The organism is Variovorax paradoxus (assembly GCF_902712855.1).
Classification (GTDB): Bacteria; Pseudomonadota; Gammaproteobacteria; order Burkholderiales; family Burkholderiaceae_C; genus Variovorax; species Variovorax paradoxus_Q.
The window spans coordinates 805918-831017 of sequence record NZ_LR743508.1; the positions used below are offsets into that span (position 1 = coordinate 805918).

General features: G+C 68.9%; 24 protein-coding genes and 1 pseudogene. 11 read left to right on the forward strand and 14 right to left on the reverse strand.

The window, feature by feature from the left end:
* Positions 1-9: 9 nt before the first annotated feature.
* Positions 10-858, forward strand: a complete 849-nt coding sequence (locus AACL56_RS30350; protein WP_339093777.1) for an IclR family transcriptional regulator — start codon at positions 10-12, stop codon at positions 856-858.
* 32 nt (positions 859-890) lie between these two features.
* On the opposite strand, the gene AACL56_RS30355 is transcribed toward AACL56_RS30350, so the two are convergent.
* The 3 genes from AACL56_RS30355 to AACL56_RS30365 form a co-directional block, all read right to left on the reverse strand.
* Positions 891-1154 (reverse strand): hypothetical protein, encoded by a 264-nt coding sequence (locus AACL56_RS30355; protein WP_339093779.1) that lies wholly within the window; start codon positions 1152-1154, stop codon positions 891-893.
* Between the two features lie 344 nt (positions 1155-1498).
* Positions 1499-2299 carry an alpha/beta fold hydrolase gene (locus AACL56_RS30360; RefSeq protein WP_339093781.1) on the reverse strand — a complete coding sequence of 267 codons (801 nt, stop codon included), beginning with the start codon at positions 2297-2299 and terminating at the stop codon, positions 1499-1501.
* Between the two features lie 36 nt (positions 2300-2335).
* Entirely contained in the window at positions 2336-3337 is a 1002-nt protein-coding gene (locus AACL56_RS30365) for an AraC family transcriptional regulator (RefSeq protein WP_339095282.1), read from the reverse strand.
* A gap of 208 nt (positions 3338-3545) precedes the next feature.
* Between AACL56_RS30365 and AACL56_RS30370 the strand changes: the two genes are divergently transcribed.
* The 5 genes and pseudogenes from AACL56_RS30370 to AACL56_RS30390 all read left to right on the forward strand — a co-directional run bounded on the left by AACL56_RS30370 (position 3546) and on the right by AACL56_RS30390 (position 8615).
* Complete coding sequence (locus AACL56_RS30370; protein ID WP_339093783.1) at positions 3546-4337, forward strand: SDR family oxidoreductase; 792 nt, start codon at positions 3546-3548, stop codon at positions 4335-4337.
* A gap of 38 nt (positions 4338-4375) precedes the next feature.
* Positions 4376-5614, forward strand: coding sequence for a styrene monooxygenase/indole monooxygenase family protein (locus AACL56_RS30375; RefSeq protein ID WP_339093785.1), 1239 nt, complete (start codon positions 4376-4378; stop codon positions 5612-5614).
* Positions 5615-5628: 14 nt separating this feature from the next.
* Positions 5629-6864: pseudogene (locus AACL56_RS30380) on the forward strand (styrene monooxygenase/indole monooxygenase family protein); the annotation flags it as partial.
* Positions 6838-7362 (forward strand): flavin reductase family protein, encoded by a 525-nt coding sequence (locus AACL56_RS30385; RefSeq protein WP_339095284.1) that lies wholly within the window; start codon positions 6838-6840, stop codon positions 7360-7362. The pseudogene AACL56_RS30380 and the gene AACL56_RS30385, both read left to right, overlap by 27 nt.
* Before the next feature lie 20 nt (positions 7363-7382).
* The gene (locus tag AACL56_RS30390) at positions 7383-8615 is read left to right on the forward strand and encodes a dienelactone hydrolase family protein (RefSeq protein ID WP_339093787.1); all 1233 of its coding nucleotides are present in this window, start codon (positions 7383-7385) and stop codon (positions 8613-8615) included.
* Positions 8616-8625: 10 nt separating this feature from the next.
* Here the strand turns inward: AACL56_RS30390 and AACL56_RS30395 are convergent, their stop codons facing one another.
* Entirely contained in the window at positions 8626-11010 is a 2385-nt protein-coding gene (locus AACL56_RS30395) for a DNA polymerase II (protein WP_339093789.1), read from the reverse strand.
* 96 nt (positions 11011-11106) lie between these two features.
* Entirely contained in the window at positions 11107-12072 is a 966-nt protein-coding gene (locus AACL56_RS30400) for a GlxA family transcriptional regulator (RefSeq protein ID WP_339093791.1), read from the reverse strand.
* A 191-nt stretch (positions 12073-12263) separates the two neighbouring features.
* On the opposite strand from AACL56_RS30400, the gene AACL56_RS30405 reads away from it, so the two are divergent.
* Positions 12264-12557 carry a hypothetical protein gene (locus tag AACL56_RS30405; RefSeq protein ID WP_339093793.1) on the forward strand — a complete coding sequence of 98 codons (294 nt, stop codon included), beginning with the start codon at positions 12264-12266 and terminating at the stop codon, positions 12555-12557.
* 87 nt (positions 12558-12644) lie between these two features.
* Here AACL56_RS30405 and AACL56_RS30410 read toward each other — a convergent pair whose 3' ends face one another.
* Entirely contained in the window at positions 12645-13307 is a 663-nt protein-coding gene (locus AACL56_RS30410; RefSeq protein WP_339093795.1) for a hypothetical protein, read from the reverse strand.
* A gap of 290 nt (positions 13308-13597) precedes the next feature.
* On the opposite strand from AACL56_RS30410, the gene AACL56_RS30415 reads away from it, so the two are divergent.
* Complete coding sequence (locus AACL56_RS30415) at positions 13598-15562, forward strand: hypothetical protein (RefSeq protein WP_339093797.1); 1965 nt, start codon at positions 13598-13600, stop codon at positions 15560-15562.
* 8 nt (positions 15563-15570) lie between these two features.
* Here AACL56_RS30415 and AACL56_RS30420 read toward each other — a convergent pair whose 3' ends face one another.
* A complete protein-coding gene (locus AACL56_RS30420; protein ID WP_339093799.1) occupies positions 15571-16260 on the reverse strand; it encodes a hypothetical protein in 690 nt (229 codons plus the stop codon).
* A 131-nt stretch (positions 16261-16391) separates the two neighbouring features.
* On the opposite strand from AACL56_RS30420, the gene AACL56_RS30425 reads away from it, so the two are divergent.
* On the forward strand, positions 16392-18146 hold the full coding sequence (locus AACL56_RS30425; protein ID WP_339093801.1) for an OPT/YSL family transporter: 1755 nt from the start codon (positions 16392-16394) through the stop codon (positions 18144-18146).
* 9 nt (positions 18147-18155) lie between these two features.
* Here the strand turns inward: AACL56_RS30425 and AACL56_RS30430 are convergent, their stop codons facing one another.
* Together AACL56_RS30430 and AACL56_RS30435 are read right to left on the reverse strand one after the other, a co-directional pair.
* The gene (locus AACL56_RS30430) at positions 18156-19541 is read right to left on the reverse strand and encodes an MFS transporter (RefSeq protein ID WP_339093803.1); all 1386 of its coding nucleotides are present in this window, start codon (positions 19539-19541) and stop codon (positions 18156-18158) included.
* Positions 19542-19631: 90 nt separating this feature from the next.
* A complete protein-coding gene (locus AACL56_RS30435; protein WP_339093805.1) occupies positions 19632-19916 on the reverse strand; it encodes a hypothetical protein in 285 nt (94 codons plus the stop codon).
* A 221-nt stretch (positions 19917-20137) separates the two neighbouring features.
* Between AACL56_RS30435 and AACL56_RS30440 the strand changes: the two genes are divergently transcribed.
* Both AACL56_RS30440 and AACL56_RS30445 read left to right on the forward strand, forming a co-directional pair.
* Entirely contained in the window at positions 20138-20779 is a 642-nt protein-coding gene (locus AACL56_RS30440) for a hypothetical protein (protein WP_339093806.1), read from the forward strand.
* A gap of 77 nt (positions 20780-20856) precedes the next feature.
* On the forward strand, positions 20857-21411 hold the full coding sequence (locus tag AACL56_RS30445; protein ID WP_339093808.1) for a hypothetical protein: 555 nt from the start codon (positions 20857-20859) through the stop codon (positions 21409-21411).
* Between the two features lie 9 nt (positions 21412-21420).
* Here AACL56_RS30445 and AACL56_RS30450 read toward each other — a convergent pair whose 3' ends face one another.
* The 5 genes from AACL56_RS30450 to AACL56_RS30470 form a co-directional block, all read right to left on the reverse strand.
* Complete coding sequence (locus AACL56_RS30450; protein WP_339093810.1) at positions 21421-22020, reverse strand: hypothetical protein; 600 nt, start codon at positions 22018-22020, stop codon at positions 21421-21423.
* A gap of 184 nt (positions 22021-22204) precedes the next feature.
* Positions 22205-22546 (reverse strand): hypothetical protein, encoded by a 342-nt coding sequence (locus tag AACL56_RS30455; protein WP_339093812.1) that lies wholly within the window; start codon positions 22544-22546, stop codon positions 22205-22207.
* A 139-nt stretch (positions 22547-22685) separates the two neighbouring features.
* Positions 22686-23405: a nitroreductase gene (locus tag AACL56_RS30460; protein ID WP_339093814.1), complete on the reverse strand. Its 720-nt coding sequence runs from the start codon at positions 23403-23405 to the stop codon at positions 22686-22688.
* A gap of 9 nt (positions 23406-23414) precedes the next feature.
* Positions 23415-23978 (reverse strand): DUF4863 family protein, encoded by a 564-nt coding sequence (locus AACL56_RS30465; protein ID WP_339093816.1) that lies wholly within the window; start codon positions 23976-23978, stop codon positions 23415-23417.
* Positions 23979-24012: 34 nt separating this feature from the next.
* Positions 24013-25005, reverse strand: coding sequence for a tripartite tricarboxylate transporter substrate-binding protein (locus tag AACL56_RS30470; protein WP_339093818.1), 993 nt, complete (start codon positions 25003-25005; stop codon positions 24013-24015).
* Positions 25006-25100 lie beyond the last annotated feature (95 nt).

Sequence of the window (25100 nt, forward strand, 5' to 3'; positions counted from 1 at the left end):
CATCGCCCTATGCCCGCTCCCCGGTCTTCTTCTTCTCCCGTTCCTTCGCCCGCCGCCGCGCCCGTGCAGGCACAGGTCGCCGGCACCGCATCGTTCTCGAAGTTCATGCACGTGCTGCAGCTCGTGGCCGACGCCCAGGAGCCGGTGAACGTCGCGGCGCTGATGCGCGCCAGCGGCTACCCGCGCCCCACGGTGCACCGCATCGTGGCGGCGCTCATCGCCGAGCGGCTCCTGGTGGAGAACCAGCACAGCGCCACGCTCGCGCTCGGCCCCAGGCTCATCCAGCTCGCGAGCCGCAGCTGGGGCCGTTCCGAACTCCGCCTCGCGGCGGTGGACGAACTCAAGCGCCTGCGCGACCAGACCGGCGAGACCGTGCACCTGGCCGTGCCCAACGGCAACAACATGGTCTACATCGAGAAGCTCGAGAGCCCGAGCGCGGTGCGCATGAGTTCGCGCATCGGCACCAGCGTGTCGCTGCACGCCACGGCAGTGGGCAAGGCCTATATGGCCGCACTCGACGACACGGCCCTGAAGGCGCTGATGAAGGGGCTGCCCATGCCGCGCTACACCGGCAACACCACGGTGGAGCCCGCCGCGCTGCGGGCGCAGATCGAGCAGACGCGGCAGCGGGGCTGGTCGGTCGACAACGAGGAGAACGAGGCGGGCATCTTCTGCTTCGGCGCCGTCATCCGCGGCGCCACCGGCGCGCCCGTGGCGGCCATCAGCGTCAGCACGCTGGTGTTCCGCCAGAAGGAGCATCCCGAGCAGGCCTATGTGGCGCCGCTGCTCGAAGCCTGCCGCGTGATCTCCGAGCGCATCGCGCAGACGCCGTCGCTGGCGGACGGCGACGCGCTCTGATCCGCGGCCGCGCGCGGCCAACTTGCGCGCGTTCAGCCGGCGCGCGACCTGTCGCGCTGCTCGAGCACATGCTGCAGCGCGGCCTCGAGCATCGGCCAGCTGGCGAAAAAATACACGCGGTCGGTGCGGTCCCAGCGTCCGCCGAATTCCTTCAGCGTGACTGCGAACCCCGAGAGACTGCCCAGCAGCGCCGGCTTGGGAACCCCGTAGGGTTCCGTGAAATCGCCGACGTCGCAGCCGAGCCTCGCGGCCAGGGCCTGGGCCCGTTCGGTGGCGCGCGGCGAAGGGAGGAACATGGCGCCGATTTTCTTTGAACCGGAGATGTCATTTGACGTTGCGGCGGCCGCGCCTCATCACCCAAGGCGGCGCGTGAACGATGCGCGCTGGGCATCGGCGTGCCGTTCTCGAATGCACCGGAAAAGCAAAGGCCCGCCGGAAGGCGGGCCTGTGAACGAAAACGAAAGGTGACAGCGGTCGGCATCGAGGTTGTTCCCTGAGCGGTTTTTTTCTCCCTCCCTGCCTCTACCTCTACCAGCGCCGAACCGCTGTCGAAAGGCAGTGTGCTCGACCCCGGTGAAGTCGCAGTGAAGTCCGTGAGGGAGTTTCGTGAAACGATACCTTGCGGCGCGCTTCGTGCCACTCAGTCGAACGAGGCCAGCCAGTCCCAGACCGTGCCGGGCGCCTCCACCATCACGTTGTGGCCATTCGGCCCGAGGTCGCGAGCCTCGGGGTCGAACAGGCGGGTCTGCTCGATCGTCACCATCGCATCGTGCGCGCCGCGGCCCAGGTGGACGGAACAGCGCGCCAATGTCAGCAGTTCGGCCAGCGGCGGCTTGCCGACGCCATTGGCGCGCGGGTCCATCGCAAGCTGCCAGCCATCGGTTTCGTGCGCGATGCCGCGCGCAACCGCGCAGGACGCCGCACCGGCGATGCCGGCCAGGCCCGACACCTTCAGGTAGCGGTCCCAGGCTTCTTCCTGCGTCGCGAACTTGCGGGCCGGCTGCGCGGCCAGCGAATCCATGCGGCGGACTTCGTCTTCGCTCCACGCGACCTTGATGCCGGCGCCGAAGACCCGGTGCGGCGCAACGCCGAACCAGCCGGTGGCCAGGGCCAGCGCCACCACCCCGCCTAGCGAATGCCCGAGCACCACGAGCCGGCCCGCGGGGTCGAGGTGCGGCAGCACGGCACGCGCGACGCTGGCTGCAATCTGGCCGGGCGCATAGGACGCCTGCCGGCCGGACTGCCCGTGGCCGGGCAGGTCGGGTGCCATCCAGCGTCCATGCCAGCGGGCCCCGGCTTCCGCAAGCATCGGCGACCACACCGCGCCTGTTGCGCCCATGCCGTGCAGGAGCAGAAGCAGGTCGGGGCCTTCGCCGCCGTGTTCGATGTGCATGCCGGTCGTCTCCATGTCGTGGGGCGCGAAGAATAACGCGACGGTCATGCACGCGGGCTTCGCCACAAGGGCTGAAGCGTGCGATCAGCGGCGCACCGCACCGCGCTCCATCGTCTCGGACGGCCGCTCGCCGAAGCGCGCGCGGTACTGCGCAGCGAAGTGGCCCAGGTGGAGAAAGCCGTACTTCTGCGCCGCCTCGCGCACGCCGGTGCCCTGGCTCGCGCCTGCTGCCAGGAGGTCGGCGCGCACCCGGTCGAGCCTGAGCTCGCGCAGGAATTCCATCGGCCCCTGGCCCGCATGCTGGCGAAACGCCAGCTGCAGGGCGCGTGCGCTGCAGCCGGCCTCGCGGCACACGTCGGCCAGCGACACGGGTTGCTCCGCGTGCGCCGCCATGAACTCCTGCGCCTTGCGCACCACGCGGGGCAGCAGCCCGCGTTGCGCATTGCCCGCAAGCGCGCGCGAATGGTTGTGGCCCGCCGACATCAGCAGGCTCGACATCAGGTATTCCTCGGCGTGCTCGGCGAGCCGGTTGCCTGCCTGCAGGGCGGTGCCCGCATCGAGCGTGCGCCGCAGGTAGTCGATGAAGTGCACCAGCGGCGCCAGCGCCGGGTCGTCCAGCGGCACGCCGAGGTCGAACACCAGCGCCTGGCGCACCGGTGCCTGAAGCAGCGCCTCGAGCCGCGACAGCAATGCCGAGCGGGCCAGCCGCACGATCAGGTGCGGACTGTCGTCGGCCCAGCGCATCGCGAGCGGCTCGGTCGGCGAGGGCAGCGACGCCAGCCGGGGCGTGGCCTCAATGTGCTGCGCGCCGCAGCGGATGTCGGCGCCGCCGCGCAGCGGAATCTGCAACAGGAAGAACTCCTGCAGGTAGCCCGGGTCGATCTGCACGCCGGGGCCGTACTGCACATAGTTGAGGCTCACGTCGCGGTGCAGCCGCGCGCTGTGGTGGCAGGCGTCCAGTTCGGTGCGCGGGCGCAGCATGGTCAGGCCGTGCGGGCAGAACACGCGCGCCACGCTCTCGCGCGCCTCGTCCATGTCGTGGCTCTCGAACAGTCGATAGCGCTGCAGCGGCAGCCCTGCGGTGATGGCGGCGGTTTCCATGGCGCGAAGTGGGGGGCGAAGCGACCCTAGCAAAAACCGTCCCCACCCACAATTCGGATCGCCCCTCGGCAAAAAACATGCGCGGCAGGGACAGCACATGCGCTTGCGGGATGCGTCCGCGGCCTCCCGGCTCCTAACGTACGACCCCACGGGCCAGCCCGGCCCGGCCGATCCACGAAGGAGATCAAGCGTCATGTTCAAGGGACTCGAAGGCAGGAGCGCCATCGTCACCGGTGGCTCCACATTGATAGGCGCCGGCGTGGTGCGTGCGCTCCATGCGGCCGGCGTGAAGGTCGTCATCGCCGACATCGATGCCGACAACGGACAGGTGCTGGCGGATTCGCTCGGCGCCGGTGCGCGCTTCGTGCGCACCGACATCACCGACGACGCGCAGGTGGCGGCCTGCGTGGCGGAAGCGGCCGAGCGGCACGGCGGCGTGCACTTTCTCGTCAACCTGGCGTGCTCCTACGTGGACGACGGCTTCAAGTCGCCGCGCGCCGACTGGCTCACCTCGTTCAACGTGAACGTGGCAAGCGCGGTGGCCATGCTGCAGGCCGTGCATCCGCACATGGTGGCGGCCGGCGGCGGTGCGGTGGTCAATTTCACCAGCATCTCGTCGAGCGTGGCCCAGACCGGCCGCTGGCTTTATCCGGTGAGCAAGGCCGCGATGGCTCAGCTCACGCGCAACATGGCGATGGACCTGGCCCCCGACCGCATCCGCGTGAACAGCGTGTCGCCGGGCTGGACCTGGTCGGCCGTGATGAACCAGCTCACGCACGGCGACCGCGCCAAGACCGACCGCGTCGCCGCGCCCTTCCATCTGCTGGGCCGCGTCGGCGATCCGGACGAGGTGGCGCAGGTGGTGCTGTTCCTGTGCTCGGAGCATGCGAGCTTCGTGACCGGTGCCGACTACGCGGTGGACGGCGGGTACTCCGCCATGGGCCCCGAGCAGGCCGTGCCCGCCATTCCGAAGCTGATGGACTGACCGGCCATCCGACACGCAGACGACCAAGGAGCACCACCATGAAGCGAATCGCCATCGTCGGCGCGGGCCAGTCGGGCCTGCAACTGGGGCTCGGCCTGCTGGATGCGGGCTACGAGGTCACGATGTTCAGCAACCGCACGGGGGACGACATCCGCCACGGCAAGGTGATGTCGAGCCAGTGCATGTTCCACAGCTCGCTGCAGATCGAACGCGACCTCGGGCTGGACCACTGGGGCAGCGAGTGCCCGACGGTCGACGGCATCGGCCTGGCCGTGCCGCACCCGGAGCAGAAGGGTGCGAAGGTGATCGACTGGGCCGCGCGGCTGCACTCGAGCGCGCAGTCGGTCGACCAGCGCGTGAAGATCCCCGCGTGGATGGCCGATTTCCAGAAGAAGGGCGGCGAGCTGGTCTTCAAGGACGCCGGCATCGACGAACTCGAGACCTGCACGCAGACCCACGACCTCACGCTGGTGGCGAGCGGCAAGGGCGAGATCTCGAAACTGTTCGAGCGCGACGCGCACAAGTCGAGCTACGACAAGCCGCAGCGCGCGCTCGCACTGACCTACGTGAAGGGCATGGCACCGCGCGAGCCGTTCTCGGCCGTGTGCTTCAACCTGATCCCCGGCGTGGGCGAGTACTTCGTGTTCCCGGCGCTCACCACCACCGGGCCATGCGAGATCATGGTGTTCGAGGGCGTGCCCGGCGGCCCGATGGACTGCTGGGCCGACGTGAAGACGCCACAGGAGCACCTGGCGCGAAGCCAATGGATCATCGACACCTTCACGCCGTGGGAAGCCGCGCGATGCAGGGACGTCGAGCTCACCGACGACAACGGCACGCTTGCCGGGCGCTTCGCGCCGACGGTGCGAAAGCCCGTCGCCACGCTGCCCTCGGGCCGCAAGGTGCTCGGGCTGGCCGACGTGGTGGTGCTCAACGATCCGATCACCGGCCAGGGCTCGAACAACGCGGCCAAGTGCGCCGACGTGTACCTGAAGAGCATCCTCGCGCGCGGCGGCGATGCCGCCGACGCCGCATGGATGCAGCAGACCTTCGACCGCTACTGGTTCGGCTATTCGCAATGGGTCACGCGGTGGACCAACATGCTGCTCGCACCGCCGCCGGACCACGTGCTCAAGCTGCTCGGCAGCGCCGGCGCGATACCGCCTCTGGCCAGTGCGATCGCCAACGGCTTCGACGACCCGCGCACCTTCTTCCCGTGGTTCGCCGACCCTGCGGAGGCCGACCGCTACATCGACACCTGCGCGGCAGCGGCCTGAACCGGATCGAGCACATGGCAAGAAGCGTGGCCATCGTCGGGGCCGGACAGTCCGGCATGCAACTCGCGCTCGGCCTGCAGGCGGCGGGGCACGATGTGACGGTTTTCTCCAACCGCACGGCGCAGGAGATCTTCGACGGGCCGGTGATGTCGAGCCAGTGCATGTTCGAGACCGCGCTGCAGACCGAGCGCGAACTCGGCCTCGATTTCTGGGCCGGCCTGTGCCCGGACGTGGAAGGCATCGGCATGACGGTGCGCAACCCGCAGGGCGGCAAGGCCATCGAGTGGAGCGCGCGGCTCGACGGCGCGGCGCAGTCGGTCGACCAGCGCGTGAAGATCCACGGCTGGATGAACACCTTCGAGCAGCGCGGCGGCCGCCTCGTGCTGCACGACGTGGGGCTCGGCGAACTCGAGGCCTGCGCGCAGTCGCACGACCTGGTGGTCGTGGCGAGCGGCAAGGGAGAGATCTCGAAGCTGTTCGAGCGCGACGCCGGACGCTGCGCGTTCGATGCGCCGCAGCGCGTGCTGGCGCTCACCTACGTGAAGGGCATGCGGCCGCGCGAACCGTTCCCGGCCGTGAGCTTCAACCTGGTTCCGGGCGTGGGCGAATACTTCGTGTTCCCCGCGCTCACCACCACCGGGCCGTGCGAGATCATGGTGTTCGAGGGCGTGCCCGGCGGGCCGATGGACTGCTGGTCCGACGTGAAGACGCCGCAGGAGCATTTGGCGCGGAGCAGGCAGGTTCTCGAGACCTTCCTGCCCTGGGAGGCCGAGCGCTGCCGGGACATCGAGCTCACCGACGACAACGGCGTGCTGGTCGGCAGCGTCGCGCCGACGGTGCGCAGGCCGGTCGCCAGGCTGCCGTCGGGGCGCCACGTGCTAGGGCTGGCCGACGTCGTGGTGCTGAACGATCCGATCACCGGGCAGGGCTCGAACAACGCGGCCAAGAGCGCGGCCATCTATCTGGGCCGCATCCTGGCGCACGGCGATGCGGCCTTCGACACCGCCTGGATGCAGGAGACGTTCGACCGCTACTGGGAAGGCTACGCCCGCTGGGCCACCGGCTGGACGAACAGCCTGCTCGCGCCGCCGAAGCCGCACCTGCACAAGCTGCTGCAGAGCGCCACGCACATGCCGGCGGTGGCCAGCACGGTGGTCAACGGCTTCGACGATCCGCGCGCGTTCGCGCCCTGGTGGTTCGATGCGTCGCAGGCCGACCGCTTCCTGGAAGAGAAGGCGCGCGAAGCCGCGGCCGACCGCTTCGACCGGCGCGATTTCCGCAAGGCACTGGGGCAGTTCTCGACCGGCGTCACCGTCATCACCACGCGCGCCATCGACGGGCGGCGCGTGGGCATGACGGCCAACTCGTTCTCGTCGGTGTCGCTCGACCCGCCACTGGTGCTGTGGAGCCTGGCGCGCAACGCGCCGAGCGTGGCCGACTTCGCCGGCGCCAGCCATTTCGCGATCAACGTGCTGGCGGCGCACCAGCATCACCTGTCCCGCCGGTTCTCCACGCCGCAGGCCGACAAGTTCGGCGGCGTCGACTGCTGCGAGGGAACCGCGGGCGTGCCGTTGCTCAACGACGTCATCGCCCGCTTCGTCTGCCGCAACGTCAGGCAATATGACGGGGGCGATCACCTCATCTTCATCGGCGAAGTCGAGCGCTACGACCGCTTCGAGGGCGAGCCGCTGGTCTTTCACTCTGGCTACTACCAGGTGACGACGCGGCACCCGGAATGTTTGCAATAGACCCAGAACGGAGAACCCACATGCAAGACAAGGCACAGGCTTCGGGCCAGTACATCCAGATGAAGGCCGCCGACGGCAGCGGCAGCTTCCGCGGCTACCTTGCCGTTCCGAAGAGCGGCAGCGGGCCGGGACTGGTGATCGCGCAGGAGATCTTCGGCATCAACCACACCATGCGAGAGGTGGCCGACTACTACGCCGAGGAAGGCTACGTGGCGCTGGTGCCCGACCTGTTCTGGCGCCAGGAGCCGAACGTCGAACTCGGCTACAGCGAGGCCGACTGGCAGCGCGCCTTTGCGCTGTACGGCGGCTTCGACGAGGCCAAGGGCATGGAAGACATGCAGACCGCCATCGACGCGCTGCGCGCGCGCGCCGAGGTGCCCGGCAAGAAGGTCGGCGTGCTCGGCTTCTGCCTCGGCGGCAAGCTCGCGTACCTCGCGGCCTGCCGCACCGATGCGGACGTGTCGGTCGGCTACTACGGCGTGGGCATCGATGCCGCGCTCGACGAGGCCGACAGGATCCGCAGCCCGCTCACCCTGCACATCGCCGAGCTCGACAAGTTCTGCCCGCCCGAGGCGCGCGACCGCATCCTCGCGACGCTCAAGGGCCGCCCCGGCGTGTCGCTGCACGTGTACCCCGGCATGGACCACGCCTTCGCGCGCGCCGGCGGCGAGCATTTCCACAAGCCGTCGGCGCTCATGGCGCACGAGCGCAGCATCGCCACGCTGAAAGGCGCCATCGGCCCCGACTACGACCTCTCCGCGCTGTGGGACAAGCACTGCGAGTACGAGTTCGGCACGCGCAACGTCGACGACACCATGGGCACGATGGTGGCCGAGCCCTACGTCAACCACATCCCGACCATGACCGGCGGCGTGGGCTACAAGGACCTGCACGCCTTCTACACGAACCACTTCGTCAACAGCAACCCGCCCGACACCTCTCTGGTGCCCATCTCGCGTACCGTGGGCGCCACGCAGGTGGTCGACGAGATGCTGTTCTGCTTCACCCACACCACCGAGATTCCGTGGATGCTGCCGGGCGTCAAGCCCACCGGCAAGCGCGTCGAGGTGCCGCTGCTCGCGGTCATCAAGTTCCGCGGCGACAAGCTCTACCACGAGCACATCTACTGGGACCAGGCCAGCGTGCTGGTGCAGGTAGGGCTGCTCGACGCGAAACTGCTGCCGGTGGCCGGCGTGGAGACCGGGCGCAAGCTGCTGGACGAGACCCTGCCGTCGAACACCTTGATGCGCTGACGCCGCAGCCCTAGAAGAGCCCTCGCTGCGATGTCGTCAGCGCCGCGAAGCTCTCTCCCATGGGCTGCAGGATGGCGTCGGCGATCGGCTGCAGCTGCCGGCTCAGGTAGTGCTCGTAGTCGATGCGCGAATGGCGCGTTTCCATCGGCTCGGGTCCGTTGCGGGTCATGACGTAGCGGATCCACCCGCCGTTCTGGTACTGGCGGGGCCGGTTGACGCGCTCGTTGTATTCGTCCGCGATGCGTGCGGCGCGCACCTGCGGCGGCACGTTGACCAGGTAGGCGTCGAGCCGGTGGCGCAGGCGCTTCCGGTAGATGAGCAGGTCGTCCTTGTCGCCTGCCAGCGTCGCCTGCGCATACGCTGCCACGAACTCGCGGTAGGGCTCGCCATGGAAGATGCGCGACAGCAGCCCTTCCTGGAACTGGCGCGCCAGCGGCGTCCAGTCGCTGCGCGCCATCTCCAGGCCGCGATAGACCATCTCCTCCTTGCCCGCGGCGTCCACGCTCAGGCCCGCGTAGCGCTTCTTGCTGCCCACGTCCGAGCCGCGGATGGTCGGCATGAAGAACTTGCGGTAATGGGTGTCGAACTCGATCTCCAGGAAGTTCTCCAGGCCCTGCTGCTCGCGCAGGTCGCGCGTCCACCAGTCGTTGATGTCCTTCACCAGGCCCGCCGCGACGGCATGCGCTTCCTCGTTGGCGTGGGTGCGCCGGAGCCAGATGAAGATGGAGTCGGTGTCGCCGTAGATGACTTCGTAGCCGCGCTTCGTCACGAACTCGCGCGTGAGCTTCATCATCTCGTGCCCGCGAAGGGTCACGGCCGACACCAGCCTGGGATCGAAAAAGCGGCAGTCGGCCGCGCCGAGCACGCCGGCGAAGGAGTTCATGAGCAGCTTCAGAGCCTGTGACAGCGGCTCGTTCTTCAGCCGCTTGGCCTCGTCGCGGGCGCGCCATAGCGTGGTGACGATCTCGGGCAGGCAGTGGCGCTCGCGCGAGAACACGGTTCCCTTCGGGCCTTTCACGACCGCCGCGGGGTCGCCCGAGTTCGAGCCTTCGATGAAACCCACGGGATCGACGAGGAAGGTCCGGATGATCGAGGGGTAGAGGCTCTTGTAGTCGAGCACCACGACGGAGTCGTAGAACCCCGGCTTCGAGTCCATCACGTAGCCGCCCGGGAAGGCCTTGCTCGGGATCTCGCCGACGTTCGGCGCCACATAGCCCAGGCGATGCATGCGCGGCAGGTAATGGTGGCTGAACGCGGCGATGGAGCCGCCGAAGTGATCGGCCTGCAGCCCGGTGGTGTGGGCGCGCTCCATCACGAACTGCAGCAGCTTCGCCTTCTCGAAGATGCGCAGCACCAGTTCGCAGTCTCGGATGTTGTAGAGCGCGAGCGCGGGCTTGTCGTGCCGGTATCGCCGCTCGATCTCGGCCATCTTGTCGTATTCGTCGCCGATGGCCTTGCCCTCGCCCAGCATGGCCTGCGAAACGGCCTCGAGGCTGAAGGAAGGAAAGCTCCAGACCGCGGCCTTGAGCGCGTCGATGCCATCGATGATCACGCGGCCGGGCGTGGGCGCGAAGAGGTAGCCCTGCTTGCCCGGATGGGTCCGCCATTCGACGGGCCGGCGCTCGCGCCCCAGCTGGAATGGCACGCCGCATTCGTCGGCCGTCTTCTGCAGCACGCGCAGGTCGAACTGGATGACGTTCCAGCCGATGACCACATCCGGGTCGTTGCGCGCGAGCCAGTCGTTGAGCTGCTCGATCATGGCCTTGCGTGTCGGGCAGTGGACCAGTGCGAAGTCCGCGGGCTTGCCCGCTCCGGACGTGGGTTCGGCCGGCGGTTCGCCCAGCATGAAGACCACGCGTTCCGGCATGCCGTCCAGCGCGATCGAATAGAGCGCCTCGTGCTGGCTCGTCTCGATGTCCAGCGACACCACCTTGAGCGCGGGCCGGAACTCGGGGGCGGGCTTGAGCCTGCAGTCGACGATGGTGGCGCGGTCCGCGTGACCGCCCTCGACCTGCACGCCCGCCGTGATGAAACGCTCCATCAGGTAGCGGTCATGGGGCCGCACGTCGGCCTCCAGCACGGGAACGCCCTGCGCCTGCAGCGCGCGCGCCAGCCGGCCGAGCTGGCGGAACTGCCTTGCGTAGACGCCGACGACGGGTTCCTGCTGGAAGGTCTTCAGATCGAGTTCGCGCAGGTGCAGCCCGGGCATGGTTGCCAGTTGCGCCTCCACCGCGGGGCGGTGGCGGGTCTCGACGAATGCGACGGAGGTTCGGGCCGAGAGCACCACCTTTCGCGGCCCGTCGTCCGTCGCCAGCCAGTATTCGATTTCGGTGCCGGCCGGCGTGTCGCGCCAGTGGCGCGTGAGGATGAAGCCCTTGAGTACGGTGGGGGTCACGAGAGCCTGGAGAGTCGGGTGGGGCGCGGGAGCGGGGCCGGATTTTCGCCGATGCGCCGCCGCAACTTGCGCGGCCTCTCCCCGCACCCGCTGGCGTCAGCGCAGGTCGGCACGCAGGTCGCGCACGCCTCGCCCCAGCCGATCGCGAAGAAGCGTTCCCAGCGTGGAGCCGTCTGCATAGCCGACCTCGGCCGCGATCGTGTCCAGGTCGAGGTCGCTGCCGTGCACGAGCGATCTTGCGCGCTCGACCCGCAGATCCTGGAAGTACGCGAGCGGCGACTTGCCCAGCACCGCCTGGCAGCGGCGCTGCAGCGTGCGCGGGCTCATGGCCAGCGCGTTCGCGGCTTCGTCCAGCGAAAAGCCTTCCTTCAGGTGGTCTCGCGCCCAGCGCTCGAAGCGCTGGATGGCGGGGTCTGCCTGCGCCAGGTGGTTGGGAACGATGTAGGGCGCCTGCGAGGAGCGCAGGTCGGCAAGCAGGTAGCGCGAGACGACGGCGGCCAGCTCGGGGCTGGCCTTGCGGATGAGCCAGAGCGCCAGGTCCAAGTGCCCCATGGCGGCGCCCGCCGTCACGATGCGCCCCGACGGCACGAGCATCCGCGATTCGTCCAGCAGGACCTTCGGATACCGCTGCCGGAACAGGGGGCCGAGCCACCAGGTGGTGGTGGCCTCGCCGCCGTCGAGAAGCCCGGTCTCGGCCAGCAGGAACGTCCCGATGCACGAGGCCGAGACATGCGCGCCTTGTGCGTGCCACATTCGCAGCAGCTGCCGGGCTTCCTTCACGTCGCGCCGTTCGAGCGCAGGCAACAGCAGTTCGGGCGTCGTCGTGCTCAGTGCCGGGACCACGACCCAGTCCGGCCTCCGGCTCGACGTCACCGGCTCGACCGGCACCGCCAGCCCATGCGCAGTGCGAACCGTCTTGCGCACGCTCACCGTCGTCACCTCGAAAGTGAGCGCGCCACCCATCTGCGAGGCTGCGAACTTGTGGGCCAGGCCGAGCGCGTCGAGCATCACGGTGAGGCCGGTGTCGAAGACGCCGTCGAGGGCGAGCACGAAGATCTGCATGGCGGGAATGACCTCGGGTTTGTCGTTCGCGACTATATCGCCGGATCTTGGAGATGCGCGAATCCGCTTCGAATCTTATTGGCGGGAATGACGTTAAAGATGTCGTTTGCGACTGTTCGCGTTTCGACGCCGCGCGCCTAGTCTCGGTGGCTCCTCAACCACGCAATGAACATTGCACAAGGAGTCCCTCCATGAAAGTCCTCGCCATCGGTTCCATCGTCAGGCAGCTCTCGCCGGACGAGCAGCAGCAGGTGATGCCCACGGAAGTGCCGGACACGCTCAAGCTCTACCTCGACGGCAGGATCGAGCAGTTCTGGTATCGCACCGACAAGCCCGGCGTGATCTTCCTGATGGATGTCGGCTCCGTCGATGAAGCCAGGGCCGCGATCGGGGCGCTGCCGCTCGCCAGCGGCGGCTTCGCGCAGTACGAGTTCATGTCGGTCGGTCCGCTTGCCCCGCTGGGGTTGCTGCTCCAGGGAAAGTAGGCGCCGCCACGCTCGCGCAACGGCGTTGCGCTTGCACGCTCCAGCGGTCGGGCATCTGCACCCGAGAGACCTCGGCCTGCAGCCTGCTCAGCTGCAGCGCAGCGCGAAGACCCGGTCGTTCGCGCGCCTGCGTTCGTCCTTGAGGCGGTCCTGCTCGAATGCCGGCTGGGGCCGAAGCGCGGCGGCATCGATCGACGCGATCAGCGCTTTGAGACTTGCGCATTCCGTGCTCGGGCCGTCGACGTTCATTGCCACGCGGCGCTCGTGCTCGGCAACGGATCGGGCGATGGCGCTGTTGTTGCGGATGGAGGCCTGCCTCTCGGCATCCGACATTCCGTCGGCCAGATTGAGATCGGGATTCACCGTCACGGCCGCCGCTCTGGTGCCTTGCCGGCAAGCGCCGTCGGAATAGCTGATGGCTCCCGCAGCGGAGATGCACTTCGCAAAGCTTTGCGTGCGTGGCGCAGCGGGCTCATGCTGCGGCTGCGGGTCCATTCGCGCTGCCGGCGCTGCAGGCGCTGTCGCGCCGGGTGAAGGTGCGGAAGTGCCCGGGCGCTCCGTGGCACGGCGGACCGGGCCTGCACCTGGCCAACTGCTGAAGATCAGGCAAGCCACGCCGGCGGCCACGGCCACCCCGATCAGCGGCCACATCAGGCTGGATGATTTCGTGGGCCGCAGCGAGCGCTCCCATGCCGCCATCGCATCGTGGGGCCGATCCATCCAGGGGTCGCGTGAATGTTTGTCTTCCATGCTTCGGAGCGTCCGTCAATGGCCTGCTGCGGACCGTCGCAGCGCGCCCGCGAGGATACCTGCGGCTGGCTCTTGGAAAGTCCGGCGGGGTGCGATGAACCCGTCGGGGAATGTGCTGCAGCAATTCGGCCTCACCTTGGAACTTTTTTCTTCCGGTTTGTTGGCATGTGCCTTGCCGCGGCGCTCGAACCATGGCGAAAGGGCGTGTTTTCAACCGGTTTCGGGGATGGGTTCCGCGCACGGTGCTGGCTAGCATCTTTTTCCAACCTCGTCCCTGGATTCAGATGACCATGTACCTCCGTTCCACGTTCCGTTGCATCCGCGATCTGTGTGGTGCCAGTGCACTGGCCTTGCTGCTGGCAAGTTGCGGCGGCGGGGGAGGCGGCTCCTCCGGCTTCGTGCCGTTCGTGCTTCCGCCGGCGCAAACGCCTGCCGGGCAGGCGAGCGTCACCATCGACGACGACGCGCAGGGCGCGGCCCCGCCCACGCGGATCAGCGCGACCTACAGCGTGCGCATCAACAGCCTGGCGGATGGCTTCTTCGCCGTGGGCGGCAACTGCACCACGCCGCCCGCCGCCAACACCTCGCTCGACTCGACCGGCACGGTGGCCACGACGCGGCTTTCCGGCGGCAACTGCGAGGCCGGGCAGACGCTGTCGCTCACGCTCGATCCGTCGAAGGCCGTGCTCGACAACGCCACGCTCGCCAATGCCGCACCGTGGACGCGCAGCTACGCGATCGCTGCCGGGCCGCAGAAGATCGGCGGCACCATCAGCGGCCTCGTCGGCAGCGTGGTGCTGCAGAACAATGCAGGCGAGACGCTCACGGCAACCAGCGACGGCGCCTTCGAATTCGCCACAGCCATTGCAAGCGGCGGCGCGTATGCGGTGACCGTCGCGACGCAACCCGCGGGGCAGACCTGCACCGTCGGCCAAGGCAGCGGCACGGTCGGCACGAACCCGGTCAACGGCATTGCCGTCGTCTGCGCGGCCAACGCCTACACGGTGGCCGGAGCCGTCACCGGCTTGGCCGGCACCGTGGTGCTGCAGAACAACGGCGGGGATGCGCTCACGCTTTCCGCCGACGGCGCCTTCACGTTCAGCGTGCCGGTGGCGCAGGGCGCCGCCTACGACGTGACCGTGCTCACGCAGCCGGCCACGCAGACCTGCACGGTCTCCAACGGCAGCGCCACCATGGGCGCGGCGAACGTCACGAACGTCGCCGTGGCCTGCGCCGCCAACACTTCTACCGTGGGCGGCACGGTCACGGGCCTGTCGGGCAGCGTCGTGCTGCAGAACAACGGAGGCGACAACCTGGCGTTGAACGCCGACGGGTCCTTCACCTTCGCCACGGCGATCGCGGCCGGCGCTGCCTACGACGTGACCGTGCTCACCCAGCCTGCGGCGCAGACCTGCACCGTGAGCAACGGATCGGGAACGGTGGCAGCGGTCAACGTGACGAACGTGGGCGTGGTGTGCTCGAGCGCAGCGACCACGCTGTCGGTTGCCGCGTCGCCGGTCATCGTGGCCGTCAAGGGCGCGGCGAGCACGCTGCTGGTGACGAACACCGGCGCGGCGCCCGCGCTCAATGTCCGCGCGACATTGCCGGGCGGCTGGGGCGCGGTGACGGTGGACGACTCCGCCTGCACGGCCGTCGCGCCCGGCGCGAACTGCACGCTCTCGTTCAGCTCGCAGGCACCCTATGTGGCCGGCGAGGCGGTGAGCATCCAGGGCGACAACACGCCGGCGCGCACCGTCACGGTCGCTTTCTCGCTCAAGGGCTACCTGGTGTTCGACGTGCCGGCCGCCAATGTCGCGACCGTGGTGGACAGCGCCGATCTCAGCGTGCTGCCCGGCCCTTACTACAACTGGGGCACGGGCGTGGCCGTGCCGGGCGCGGTCTCGCTGACGGACGGCGCGGCCAACACCCAGGCCATGCTGGCCGCCATGGGCTCGGGCACCTTCCACGCGGCCGGGGCCTGCAAGGCGAGCACGCTCGCGGGCCTGAACTGGTACTTGCCGGCGATCTGCCAGCTGGGCTCGGGAACGCCTTGCAGTGCCGCAGGTGCGAGCGTGCAGAAGAACCTGATCGACCATGGCCTGGGCTGGTTCGCCGGCACCGACAACGAGCGGTGGAGCTCGACCCAGTCCGGCGCCTCCGAAGCCTGGTCTCACAAGCGCACCGATGGGTCCGCCACCGCGAAGCCGAAGGCGACCGGACAACCGGTCCGGTGCGTGGCGTCGGTGGCCTGGTAGCTGCGCGGCTATCTCATCAGCGCGCGGATCCTGTGGACGGCCTGGTCGCCCGCCTGCGCGACCTGCGGGTGCGGGTGGGCAGCGCACCGCTCGGCGACCGGCATGAGCCCGGCCGACGGACGCTTCGCGATCTCGAGGGCAACGGCTTCGCCGAGATAGAAATCCTCGTCCTCCGCCAGTTGCACCAGCAGGCCGGTGTCCCGAAGGTCGAGCGACGGAACCAGGGCGACCACCAGCTCGGTCGCATCGCCGCTCTCGAGCAGGCTGCGGATGAAGGCGCCCAGGCCTTGCTGGTCGGAGGCCGGCGGCGAAACGGCCGGGTGCAGGTCGGGCACGTCGATGTCCCTCTCGCGCGCTGTGCGAACGGCTTCCATAAAGGCAGAAACCGCGTCGAACACCACGCGCGTGTCGCCGTCATGCGAGAGGAAGAGCACGCTGCCCGCCAGCGGCGGCGCTGCCAGCAGCACATGGTGGTTGCTGGTGTCGGCGTCGTCGAGTACGTGGCCGCCGAGCTGCCGAATGGCAGGGTGGTACGCGAAGAGCGCGGTCTGTGCCATCACCTCGTCGGGCGACAGGAGCGCCGTGCCTTCGCGGTCGATCCTTGCCAGTTCGTCGAAGTAGCCTCGAAGCGCCGCGAGGTCGGCTTCGGGCGCCGGTGACCTGTCGTCTTCCTGCGGTCCGTCGGTGATGTTCGTCATGGTTCCCAGGCTCCATCGTTTCCGTTGCGGGCGAGCGCCCCGGCGTTGTGCGCAACGGCCGGAATGCTAGTCGAACGCCCGCTCACCGGCGCTGCGCGCGCGTAAGGGTGCGATGCGACATCATTCCGCCCATGGACACCGGTTCTTCTCCAACCACCCGCCGCTGGCGCTGGCTGCCCGCCGAGGGCTCCTGGCGCTATCACCTGCTGCTCGCAGCGCTGGGCATCTTCGTGCTGGGGCCGCTGGCCGGCGTGACGGCGGCCTACATGAACTTCTCCATCGGCTTCTTCGTCGGCGGACAGGTGCTGGCGGGCCTGCTCGGGTCCGCCGTGACCGCGGGCTACGGCGCGGCGGGCCGGCATGGCGCCAACTTCATCCAGACGGCCGCCGCCTCGGTGGCCAGCATGAGCGGGCTGGGCGTGCTGCTGCAGGCCATGGCGTGGACGGGCATGCCGCAACCACCGGCCTGGCAGATGGTGCTCTACCTCGGCTGCGTCGGCATGTTCGGCGTGGGCGTGGGCATGCTCTACACGCCGGTGCTGGTCGACCGCATGCGCCTGGCCTACCCGTCGGGCCTGGCCGTGGCCAACATCCTGCGGGCGCTGACCGACCCCGTGCTGCTGCGGCGTTCGGTGCTGCAGCTCGGCGGCGGCATGGGGCTCGGGGTGGTGGCCGGGCTGGCGTCGGCCCGGCTGGCCGTGCTGGGCGCGATCGGGCTGTCGGCCTCCACCTTCGGCGCGGGCCTGGTCGTGGGTGCGCGCATCGGCATTCCGGCCGTGACGGGCGCGCTGATCGGCGTGGTGCTGCAGCCGTACTTCGTGTCGATCGGCTGGCTCCAGCCGGGCGACCCGCCGCGCAAGATCATGTTCCTCATCGCGCTGGGCGCGATCATGGGCGCCGCGCTGGTGGACATGGCGCTGATCTTCGCGCACGCCTTGCCGCGCGGGCGGCGGCAGGCCGCGATGCGCGATGCATCGGAGCCGCCATCGGCACCGGCATCCGGCGACTGGCGCCGCGTCAACACGCTGCGCCTGGTGCTCTGGGTGCTGTGCTGGGCGGCCGCCGTGGTGGCCACCGGCCACTGGCTGCTGGGGCAGCCGGTGTTCTTCCTGGCGGTGGCCGTGGCGCTGGTGTTCCTGTTCGCGCTGGTCAACGGCATCTCGGTGGGCGTGAGCGACTCCAACCCGATCTCGTCCGCGTTCGTGGTCACCGTCGTCATCCTTGCCGCGCTGGGCCTGCGCGACCCGGGCACAGGACTCATGGCCGGCGCGGTGCTGCTGGTGGCCACCAGCGTGGCCTGCGACATGCAGCAGGACCGCTCCACCGGCTGGCGGCTCGGAACCTCGCGTGTGGTGCAGTTCCGCTACCAGGTGCTGGGCGTCGTCGTGGGCGCGGTGCTGGCGGTGGTGTTCGCGCGGCTCTTCATGGCGGCGTATCCGGTGCTGCTGCAGGATCAGACCGTGATGAAGGCTGGCCAGCAGCCGCCGGAGTGGAGTTCCGCCATGACCTACAAGTTCGTGGGCGTGCTGCGCAGCCTGACCGACGACCTGCCGTTCCAGCGCACCGCCATCGGCGTCGGCATCGTGGCGGGCCTGGCCATCGAGGCGCTGCGCAAGTGGCTGCGCCCGCGCAGCTTCGTGATCGACGCGATCGTGCTGCCCTCGCCCTACGCGTTGTCGTTCGGCGGCTTCATCAACCTGCCGACTGCGTTGTGGTTCGGCGCCGGCGGCGTCGCGGGCAGCCTCTGGTCGTCGCGGGCACCCGCGCGGCACGACGCGCCGCAGGACATGGGCAGCGCGTCGCTCTTCGGCGGCGGCCTCATTGCCGGCGACGCGCTGGCCGCACTGGGCATCGGCATCGCCAGCCTGCTGGCAGCGGTGGCGTAGCCGGCACGCTCAGCGCAGCCCCGCGCCCTCGTCTTTCGAGAGCCTGGTGAACGAGAGCAGCGACAGCAGCGTCATGGCGCCCACCACGCCGAACGCCGGGGAAAAATCTTCCGCGGTCAGCCCGCGCGCGCCGTTGCCGTTCCACCAGGCCGCCAGCGTCACCAGCGTGGCGCCGAGCGTCACGCCCAGGCTCAGCGACAACTGCTGCGCCATGCTGTTCAGCGTGGCCGCATGGCTCATGCGGGGCTTCGGAATCTGCGAGTAGCCCAGCGTCTGCAGCGACACCATCGCCATCGAGTTGACCAGTCCGCCGAACATCAGCGTGACGAAGATCTGCACGTGCGGCGTGCCCGGCCGGAAGTAGCCGCAGCTCAGGTAGAAGAGGCTCGTGAGGCAGGTCGCGCCCACCAGCAGCGGACGGAATCCGACCGTGCGAATGGCCCTGGCCATCACCGTGCGCGTGGCCAGCGAGCCCAGTGCCGTCGCCATCGTCAGGCTGCCCGATGCCAATGGCGAAAGTCCGAAGCCCAGTTGCAGCATCAGCGGCAGCAGGAAAGGCGACGCGCCGATCGCGATGCGCAGCGGCGTGCCGCCGACGATCGATGCGCGGTAGGTGGAAAAACGCAGGATGCCCAGGTCGATCAACGGATTCGCCTTGCCGCGGCTTCGCAGGTGGTAGACCAGCGAGGCCAGCGCGCCGAAGCCCGCCATCGCCCAGATCGCCGGTGCCGGCAGCAGCCCCTTGCCCACCATCTCGAGGCTGCCGAGCAGTGCGGTCAGGCCCATCGCCAGCAGCACGAAGCCCTCGAGGTCGAAGGGCGCGGGCGAGCTGTCTTCGGGCGTGTCGTTGATGAAGCGCAGCGCGCCGGCAATCGCGATCAGGCCGAAGGGAATGTTGACGAGAAAGATCCAGCGCCACGAAGTCAGAGTGACGATCGCGCCACCGAACAGCGGACCCGCAAGCCGTCCGAAGGCGGGAGGTACCGTGAACCACACCATGGCCGACACCATCTGCGCCGGTGGCACGCTGCGCAGCAGGATGAGCCGGCCCACCGGCAGCATCATCGCGCCGCCGAGGCCCTGGAGCACCCGGAACCCGACCAGCTGCGGCAGTGTCTGGGCCGCACCGCACAGCGTCGAACCCAGAGAGAAGAAGGCCACCGCCACGCAGAACACCCGCTTGGCCCCGAAGCGCTCGGCCAACCAGCCGCTCACCGGCAGGAACACCGCGAGGCTCAGCAGGTAGGAGGTGATCGCCAGGTTCAGGTGCAGCACGCTCACGCCGAGCGCATGCGCGATGGTCGGCAGCGCCGTGGCCATCACCGAGGTGTCGAGGTTCTGAAGGAAAAGGGGCGAGGCGACGATGAGCGGGACGATGCGATGGCGCGGCAGCATGCGCGCATTGTCCGGGAGCGGAATTAGGCGAGCGTTGCGCCTGCGGCGCACGGGCATCGCCTCGATCCCCGTGCCACCGCTTCGCGACGTTCAGTCGTCGCTGCCGGTGCCTTCTTCCTCGTCGTCTTCGTCCTCGGCCTCTTCCTCGGCCGGGCGGATCGTCACGAAGTTCGAGGCGTCTTCCACGAAGACCATGGACTTGCCGTCGGGCGACATGCCGCGGACCTCGGTCTGCGGGCCCTCGCCGTTCTGGTAGTCGGCAGAGACCAGTGCAAAGCAGGCCAGCGGCTCTTCCATCTCTCCTTCGTCGCCGCCGTCGTACACGGCAACCCAACCATCGGCGGGCATGATCTGCAGGATCTTCACTTCTTCCATCGGGACGTTCCAGAATCAAAAAAAACAGGGGGGTGCAGCATAGCCCACGGACATTGCATGGCCGGGCCTGCAACGTCTCGTTGCCGGACCGGCCGATGTCGCAACTACGATGAGGGTTTGCCGTTCGCGTTCTCGACTGCCGGCTTGCCCGGATGCAGCCTGGACCGGCGAACTCCTTCATCGTCCTTCCTCTTCGCGAATCCACGCCGCACACCGAACGCATGAGCGCTGCCGACTTTCTTCTTTCCCCCGAAGTACAAAAGCTCCTGAAGGTCGCCTACGCCGGCGCCGACTCGCAGTTCCCGGTCAGGGCGCTCGCCAAGGCGACCCGGCTCGATGAAGACGAGGTGCAGCGCACGCTCGACCATCTCGTCACCAGCGGCATCCTCACGCGCCACAAGGCCCGGGGCGACGAGCCCGAGGCGTTCGGCGTCAACTCGCAGTTCATCTTCCATGCCGAGCTGCGCAGCATCGCCCTGAAGTCCTTCGCCGGGGCGGAACCGCTGCGCGCGATGCTGCGCTCCCGGTTCAAGGACTCTGTCCTCCGGGCGTTCGTGCTCGGCGAGGACGATGCGGGCACCATCGAGGTACTCATCGTTCACGGCCAGAAGGCACCCGAACAGTCGGCGATGTCGGAGGCCATCCACAAGCTGTCGAGGGCCACGAGGCGCAACTTCGCGGTGCACGTGATCTCGCACACGCGCTACGGTGCCCTGACCGCGCGCGACTCGCTCCATGCCAGACTCGCCGACGGTTCAGCCTTCGAGATCATCAAGCCGGGCGATTCGAAGGCGCAGGCGCCGATGGAGCGGACGGGTTTTCTTCACAGCGCAAGAAAGAAGCTGGCCGCCCTGGCGGGGTGACAGCGGCCGGGCGAGCCGAAGCGAAGGTCGCACCCGGCGGCGCCAGGCCGCATGCATCGTCACAGTACGATGCAGCGATGCTCCTTCATCGACACCCGCAGATCGCTGCCGCGCTGTGTGCCGCGGCCTTGCTGGCTGCCTGCCATACACCCGCCAGCCACGAAGCGCCCGCCACACCGCGCGCGGCGGCCGGAACGGATCGCAAGCCCGACGGGCCTGCAGCCGCATCGAGGCCGCAGGCCGTGGATCTCTCGCCAGCACAGGCGCTGTCATCGCAAGCGCTGGGCGCACGGGTGCGCTGGAGCGGCGGCATCAATGCCATCGACGCGCGTGAAGGCGGCCGCCAGTGCTTCACCATGCTGCATGCGACCTTCGATGCACGAGGCGTTTTGCAGTGGCCCCGCGATGCGCAGCAGTTCGTCGCGTGCGGCGCGGGCGGGTACGACCGGAACCTCGTGGCCCCATACACCCTGCTGAGCCTGGAAGGCCGCGTGACCGGGCAGGATGTGCTGCTAGGCAAGCCGGTCCCGGTGATCGAGATCGAGACGCTGTACCGGCACTCCGACTGCGTGCAGGGCAGCGAGCAGAGTCCCGAGTGCTATTCGGGCTACCTGCAACCCGGCAAGCCCTAGCCGCTGCCGTCAACCCAGCCGCAGCCCCTCGCCGGCCCAGCTTGCGATGCGGCGCTGGCATTCGGCGATCCATGCCTTCTGCTCCCTGGCGTTGCGGGCCCGTGCCTGGCCCGCAAGGCTGTCCGGGTGGCGCAAGGCCGAGGCATGGCGTTGAATCGCCTCGTCGCCGGCCGGCGCAAAGCCGAAATGCTCGCGGGAGAATTCGTCGAACTGCGCATCCCATGCGTGGAAGACGAGGTTGTATTGCGGGTCTTCGGCATCCTCGTCGTAGCCCTCGAGATCCTGCGGCATCGGCTTGCGTCCGCCAAACCCCGGGACCGGCGAACGCAGCGCCGTCCATGCCATGCGGCCATCGGGTGAGAAGCGCAGCACGAGCAGGCCCGGCTCCCATTCGACGCACCAGAGCAGGTCGTGGCCGTCCAGCACATAGCTGGACCGGGCACCCGTGTGCAGGATCATGGCGGGGCCGTTCAGGTAGGTCTCGTCGTCCAGCGGCTGCAGCGTGGGCAGCGCGCGCTCGCCGAGATAGCGCGCGTCGTGCTCGGCCACCGGTGCCGTGTGCAGCACCTCCTGTCCCTTTTTTCCGCTCACGAAAATCGCGTACTGCATCGGGCTGTGTTGCACGGTTCCTCCCTCGAAAAGGCACCAGTCTAGTGGGCCGGTCCAGGTCGGTCTTTCATGTGCGTGCGACCGAATGCCGGAGTCTCCACGGCGCGGCCGGAGCGCGAATGCATCGGCCTGGTCCTGGCCGAAACCGCGTGCGTCCTCGAGGAAATGGAAAAAAGCCGGACCCTCACGCCCAGGCCTGCCGCCCGATGTCGTCCATGCGGCGTGCCAGGTAGGCGGCGGCCGCCGCGCGGTCATAGAAGCAGCCGTCGCGCACGAAGCCCGACTGCACGCTCGCCTTCACGCACGTGACCTTGCCGGTGGCCGACCGCGCGACCACCACTTCGTCGGGCAGGCCGTCGATCACGTGGACCGGCGCGAGCCGTCCGTCCGCGAAGCGCGATGCATAGACGTTGCCCGTGTCCGCGTTGCGGAACGCGGGCCGGAATCCGAACGAGCGGTTCTCGGCGCTCACGCCGCCGCGGCCTTGATGGTCGGCGTTTTCCTGCTGAAGCTGTGCCTGGTTCATGTGCTCACCCCGTGATCGATATGGCGGACGGTGTGGTCTTCGGGCTGAGGGCCACTGGATCTGATGCTAGGCACGGCATGCTCGAGGGGGAAGACGGCGCGGCCGCATCGCGATGTTTCATGGCGCGCAACAATGAATCTCAGAACCCCGCGTGCCGCACGAACGCCTGCACGTGCCACCGCGGCATCTCCATGCGGTTCACCTGCGCCTCGGCATCGCCATGGCCCATGGACATGCCGCAGACCGTGATGTCGCCGGGTGCCATCTGCAGGTGCGGTGCGATCACCGCATGAAAGGGCGCGAACGACACCTGCGGGCAGGTGTCGATGCCGCGTGCCTTGGCCGCGATCATCACGCTCTGGATGTACAGCCCGAGGTCGAGCCAGCTGTGGCGCTGCAGGCGTGCGTCGATGCTGAAGATCAGCCCCACGGGTGCGCCGAAGAAATGGTAGTTGCGTTCGGTCTGCGCCCTGCGGGCCGGTGCGTCCTCGCGGTCGATGCCCAGGGTGCGGTAGTAGCGCTCGGCGAAGTCCGCCTGGTGCGCGCACAGTTCGTCCGGCAGCGGATCGGGAAAGTGCGCGGGTGCTGGAAAGCCGCCGCGCCTGGAAGCCGCGACGAGATCGTCGCCCAGTGCTTTCAGCGGTGAGCCTGCGAGCGCATGCACGCGCCACGGCTGCGTGTTCGAGTTGCTCGGCGCGGCGGCCGCCGCCTGCAGGATGTCCATCACCGTGGCCAGCGGCAGTGGCTCGGGGCGGTAGGCGCGAACGGACCGGCGGGCACGCAGGACACCGTCCACGCAGCGCGCCGCATCGGTCGGCACCGCGTGCGGCTGTGGCTGCTGCTGCTGCTGCGTTTGCACGCTGCCTCCTCAGCCCTGCGGCTCGGGGTGGTACGCGATGCGCCCCGCGGGCAGGAAGAACAGCGCGATCACCGCACCGTTCTTCGCCTCGGGGAAATGATGGCTGCCGGGCGCAGGCGCGGTCCAGCCGGCTTCGCACCAGCCGTTGGGGCCGTTGAGCGCGGCGCCCGGGTTCAGCGGCACGACCATGTTGAGCTCCCCGTACGGATGCGCGTGGTACTGGCCCCGGTAGCTGTTGCCGGGGTTGCCCTGCGTGTTGCCCGTGCTGTCCATGTACACCGCGGTGATGCTGAAGTGCCGCGTGCGCTCCGAAGGCTCCGCGATGCGGCTGCGGCGGTAGACCGGCCCGTCGAGCGCGACGTTGGCGGCCCAGCCGTCCTGCACGCCCTGTTTCACCAGCCGCGCGAGCGTCTCGTAGAGCTCGCTGCCGGGGCCGTAGGTCCGGTTGAGCCAGCGCTCGGTGTCGGTGCCGGCGGTCATGTCCTGCACTTCCTCCAGAAAGGGAATGCTGCGCGCAATGAGGGCTTCCGGGCCTGCGCCGGAATCGTGGTCATGGTTGTGGTCGTGGGTCATCGTGGTCTCCTTGCTCCGGATGGATGCGGGCGCTTCACTCTTCCGAGCGGAAGCCGGAGGCCCGGACCACCGGACCCCATGTCTCGCGCTCGCGCTGGATCAGCGCCGCGTAGTCGCGCGGCGCCAGGGTGGTGGCCTCGAGGCCGACCTGTTCGAACGCGGTGAGCAGGGCGCGGTCCTTGCTGGCGGCCACGATGGCTTCGTGCAGCGCCTGTACGGTGGCCTCGGGCGTGCCGGGCGGCGCGAACACGCCGTAGGTCTCGCCGCCGCGCAGGCCGGCGAAGCCCTGCTCGGCGAAGGTCGGCACGCCCGGCATGAAGCGCGAGCGCTTCTCGCCCGACACGCCAAGGATGCGGATGCGTCCTTGCTGCAGGTAGGGCAGGAAGTCCGCCACGAAGCCGAAGTACGCCGGTATCTGCGCCCCCACCAGGTCCTGCATGGCGGGTGCCGAGCCGCGGTAGCCGACGTGCTGCAGCTTCAGCCCGCCCGCCTCGGAGAACTGGTAGCCCAGGAAATGCGCGAGCGAGCCCGCGGCCGGCGAGGCATACGTGGCGTTGCCCGGGGCGCTGCGCACCCAGGCCGCGTAGTCATGCAGGTTCTTCACCGTGGCCGGCACGGCGCTGCTCAGCGCCAGTGCGCAGGTCGCGGTCACCACCGGCGACACGGGCACGAAGTCGGCCACCGGGTCGTACAGCAGGCGCGCGTACACGTGCGGGTAGATGGTGAACGCCGAGGTCTGCGTGCACAGCAGCGTGCTCGCGTCGGGCCGCTCGCGCTTGAGCAGGCTGCTCGCGATGCGCCCCGCCGCGCCGACGCGGTTGTCGACGATGTACGCGCGGCCCTGCTTGCGCCAGGCCTCGGCGAGCTGCCGCGCAGTGGTGTCGAGCGTGCCGCCGGCCGGGTAGCCGACCAGCAGCTTGCCCGGTGCGCCGGCGTTCTGCGCCAGCGCGGGAAGCAGCCAGCCCGCTGCCGGAACGGTGAGCGCCAGGCGCGCGAACGTGCGGCGGGAGAGCGGTGAAGTTTCCATGTGGGCCTCGCTTCGTGGTGCCATGTGATGACGGTGCCGCGAATGATCGGCGCGCGATGAGTTGAATGGAACTGGCAACTTTGCAATGACAGAAT

What these genes read in the sequence shown, in the direction of transcription:
- AACL56_RS30360 (WP_339093781.1), bottom strand. Translation starts at nt 2,299, where the DNA reads ATGACCGTCGCGTTATTCTTCGCGCCCCACGACATGGAGACGACCGGC.
- AACL56_RS30410 (WP_339093795.1), bottom strand. Translation starts at nt 13,307, where the DNA reads ATGGAAGACAAACATTCACGCGACCCCTGGATGGATCGGCCCCACGAT.
- AACL56_RS30420 (WP_339093799.1), bottom strand. Translation starts at nt 16,260, where the DNA reads ATGACGAACATCACCGACGGACCGCAGGAAGACGACAGGTCACCGGCG.
- AACL56_RS30430 (WP_339093803.1), bottom strand. Translation starts at nt 19,541, where the DNA reads ATGCTGCCGCGCCATCGCATCGTCCCGCTCATCGTCGCCTCGCCCCTT.
- AACL56_RS30465 (WP_339093816.1), bottom strand. Translation starts at nt 23,978, where the DNA reads ATGACCCACGACCACAACCATGACCACGATTCCGGCGCAGGCCCGGAA.
- AACL56_RS30470 (WP_339093818.1), bottom strand. Translation starts at nt 25,005, where the DNA reads ATGGAAACTTCACCGCTCTCCCGCCGCACGTTCGCGCGCCTGGCGCTC.
- AACL56_RS30450 (WP_339093810.1), bottom strand. Translation starts at nt 22,020, where the DNA reads ATGCAGTACGCGATTTTCGTGAGCGGAAAAAAGGGACAGGAGGTGCTG.
- AACL56_RS30440 (WP_339093806.1), top strand. Translation starts at nt 20,138, where the DNA reads ATGAGCGCTGCCGACTTTCTTCTTTCCCCCGAAGTACAAAAGCTCCTG.
- AACL56_RS30455 (WP_339093812.1), bottom strand. Translation starts at nt 22,546, where the DNA reads ATGAACCAGGCACAGCTTCAGCAGGAAAACGCCGACCATCAAGGCCGC.
- AACL56_RS30445 (WP_339093808.1), top strand. Translation starts at nt 20,857, where the DNA reads ATGCTCCTTCATCGACACCCGCAGATCGCTGCCGCGCTGTGTGCCGCG.
- AACL56_RS30435 (WP_339093805.1), bottom strand. Translation starts at nt 19,916, where the DNA reads ATGGAAGAAGTGAAGATCCTGCAGATCATGCCCGCCGATGGTTGGGTT.
- AACL56_RS30350 (WP_339093777.1), top strand. Translation starts at nt 10, where the DNA reads ATGCCCGCTCCCCGGTCTTCTTCTTCTCCCGTTCCTTCGCCCGCCGCC.
- AACL56_RS30390 (WP_339093787.1), top strand. Translation starts at nt 7,383, where the DNA reads ATGCAAGACAAGGCACAGGCTTCGGGCCAGTACATCCAGATGAAGGCC.
- AACL56_RS30355 (WP_339093779.1), bottom strand. Translation starts at nt 1,154, where the DNA reads ATGTTCCTCCCTTCGCCGCGCGCCACCGAACGGGCCCAGGCCCTGGCC.
- AACL56_RS30375 (WP_339093785.1), top strand. Translation starts at nt 4,376, where the DNA reads ATGAAGCGAATCGCCATCGTCGGCGCGGGCCAGTCGGGCCTGCAACTG.
- AACL56_RS30425 (WP_339093801.1), top strand. Translation starts at nt 16,392, where the DNA reads ATGGACACCGGTTCTTCTCCAACCACCCGCCGCTGGCGCTGGCTGCCC.
- AACL56_RS30400 (WP_339093791.1), bottom strand. Translation starts at nt 12,072, where the DNA reads ATGCAGATCTTCGTGCTCGCCCTCGACGGCGTCTTCGACACCGGCCTC.
- AACL56_RS30370 (WP_339093783.1), top strand. Translation starts at nt 3,546, where the DNA reads ATGTTCAAGGGACTCGAAGGCAGGAGCGCCATCGTCACCGGTGGCTCC.
- AACL56_RS30405 (WP_339093793.1), top strand. Translation starts at nt 12,264, where the DNA reads ATGAAAGTCCTCGCCATCGGTTCCATCGTCAGGCAGCTCTCGCCGGAC.
- AACL56_RS30415 (WP_339093797.1), top strand. Translation starts at nt 13,598, where the DNA reads ATGTACCTCCGTTCCACGTTCCGTTGCATCCGCGATCTGTGTGGTGCC.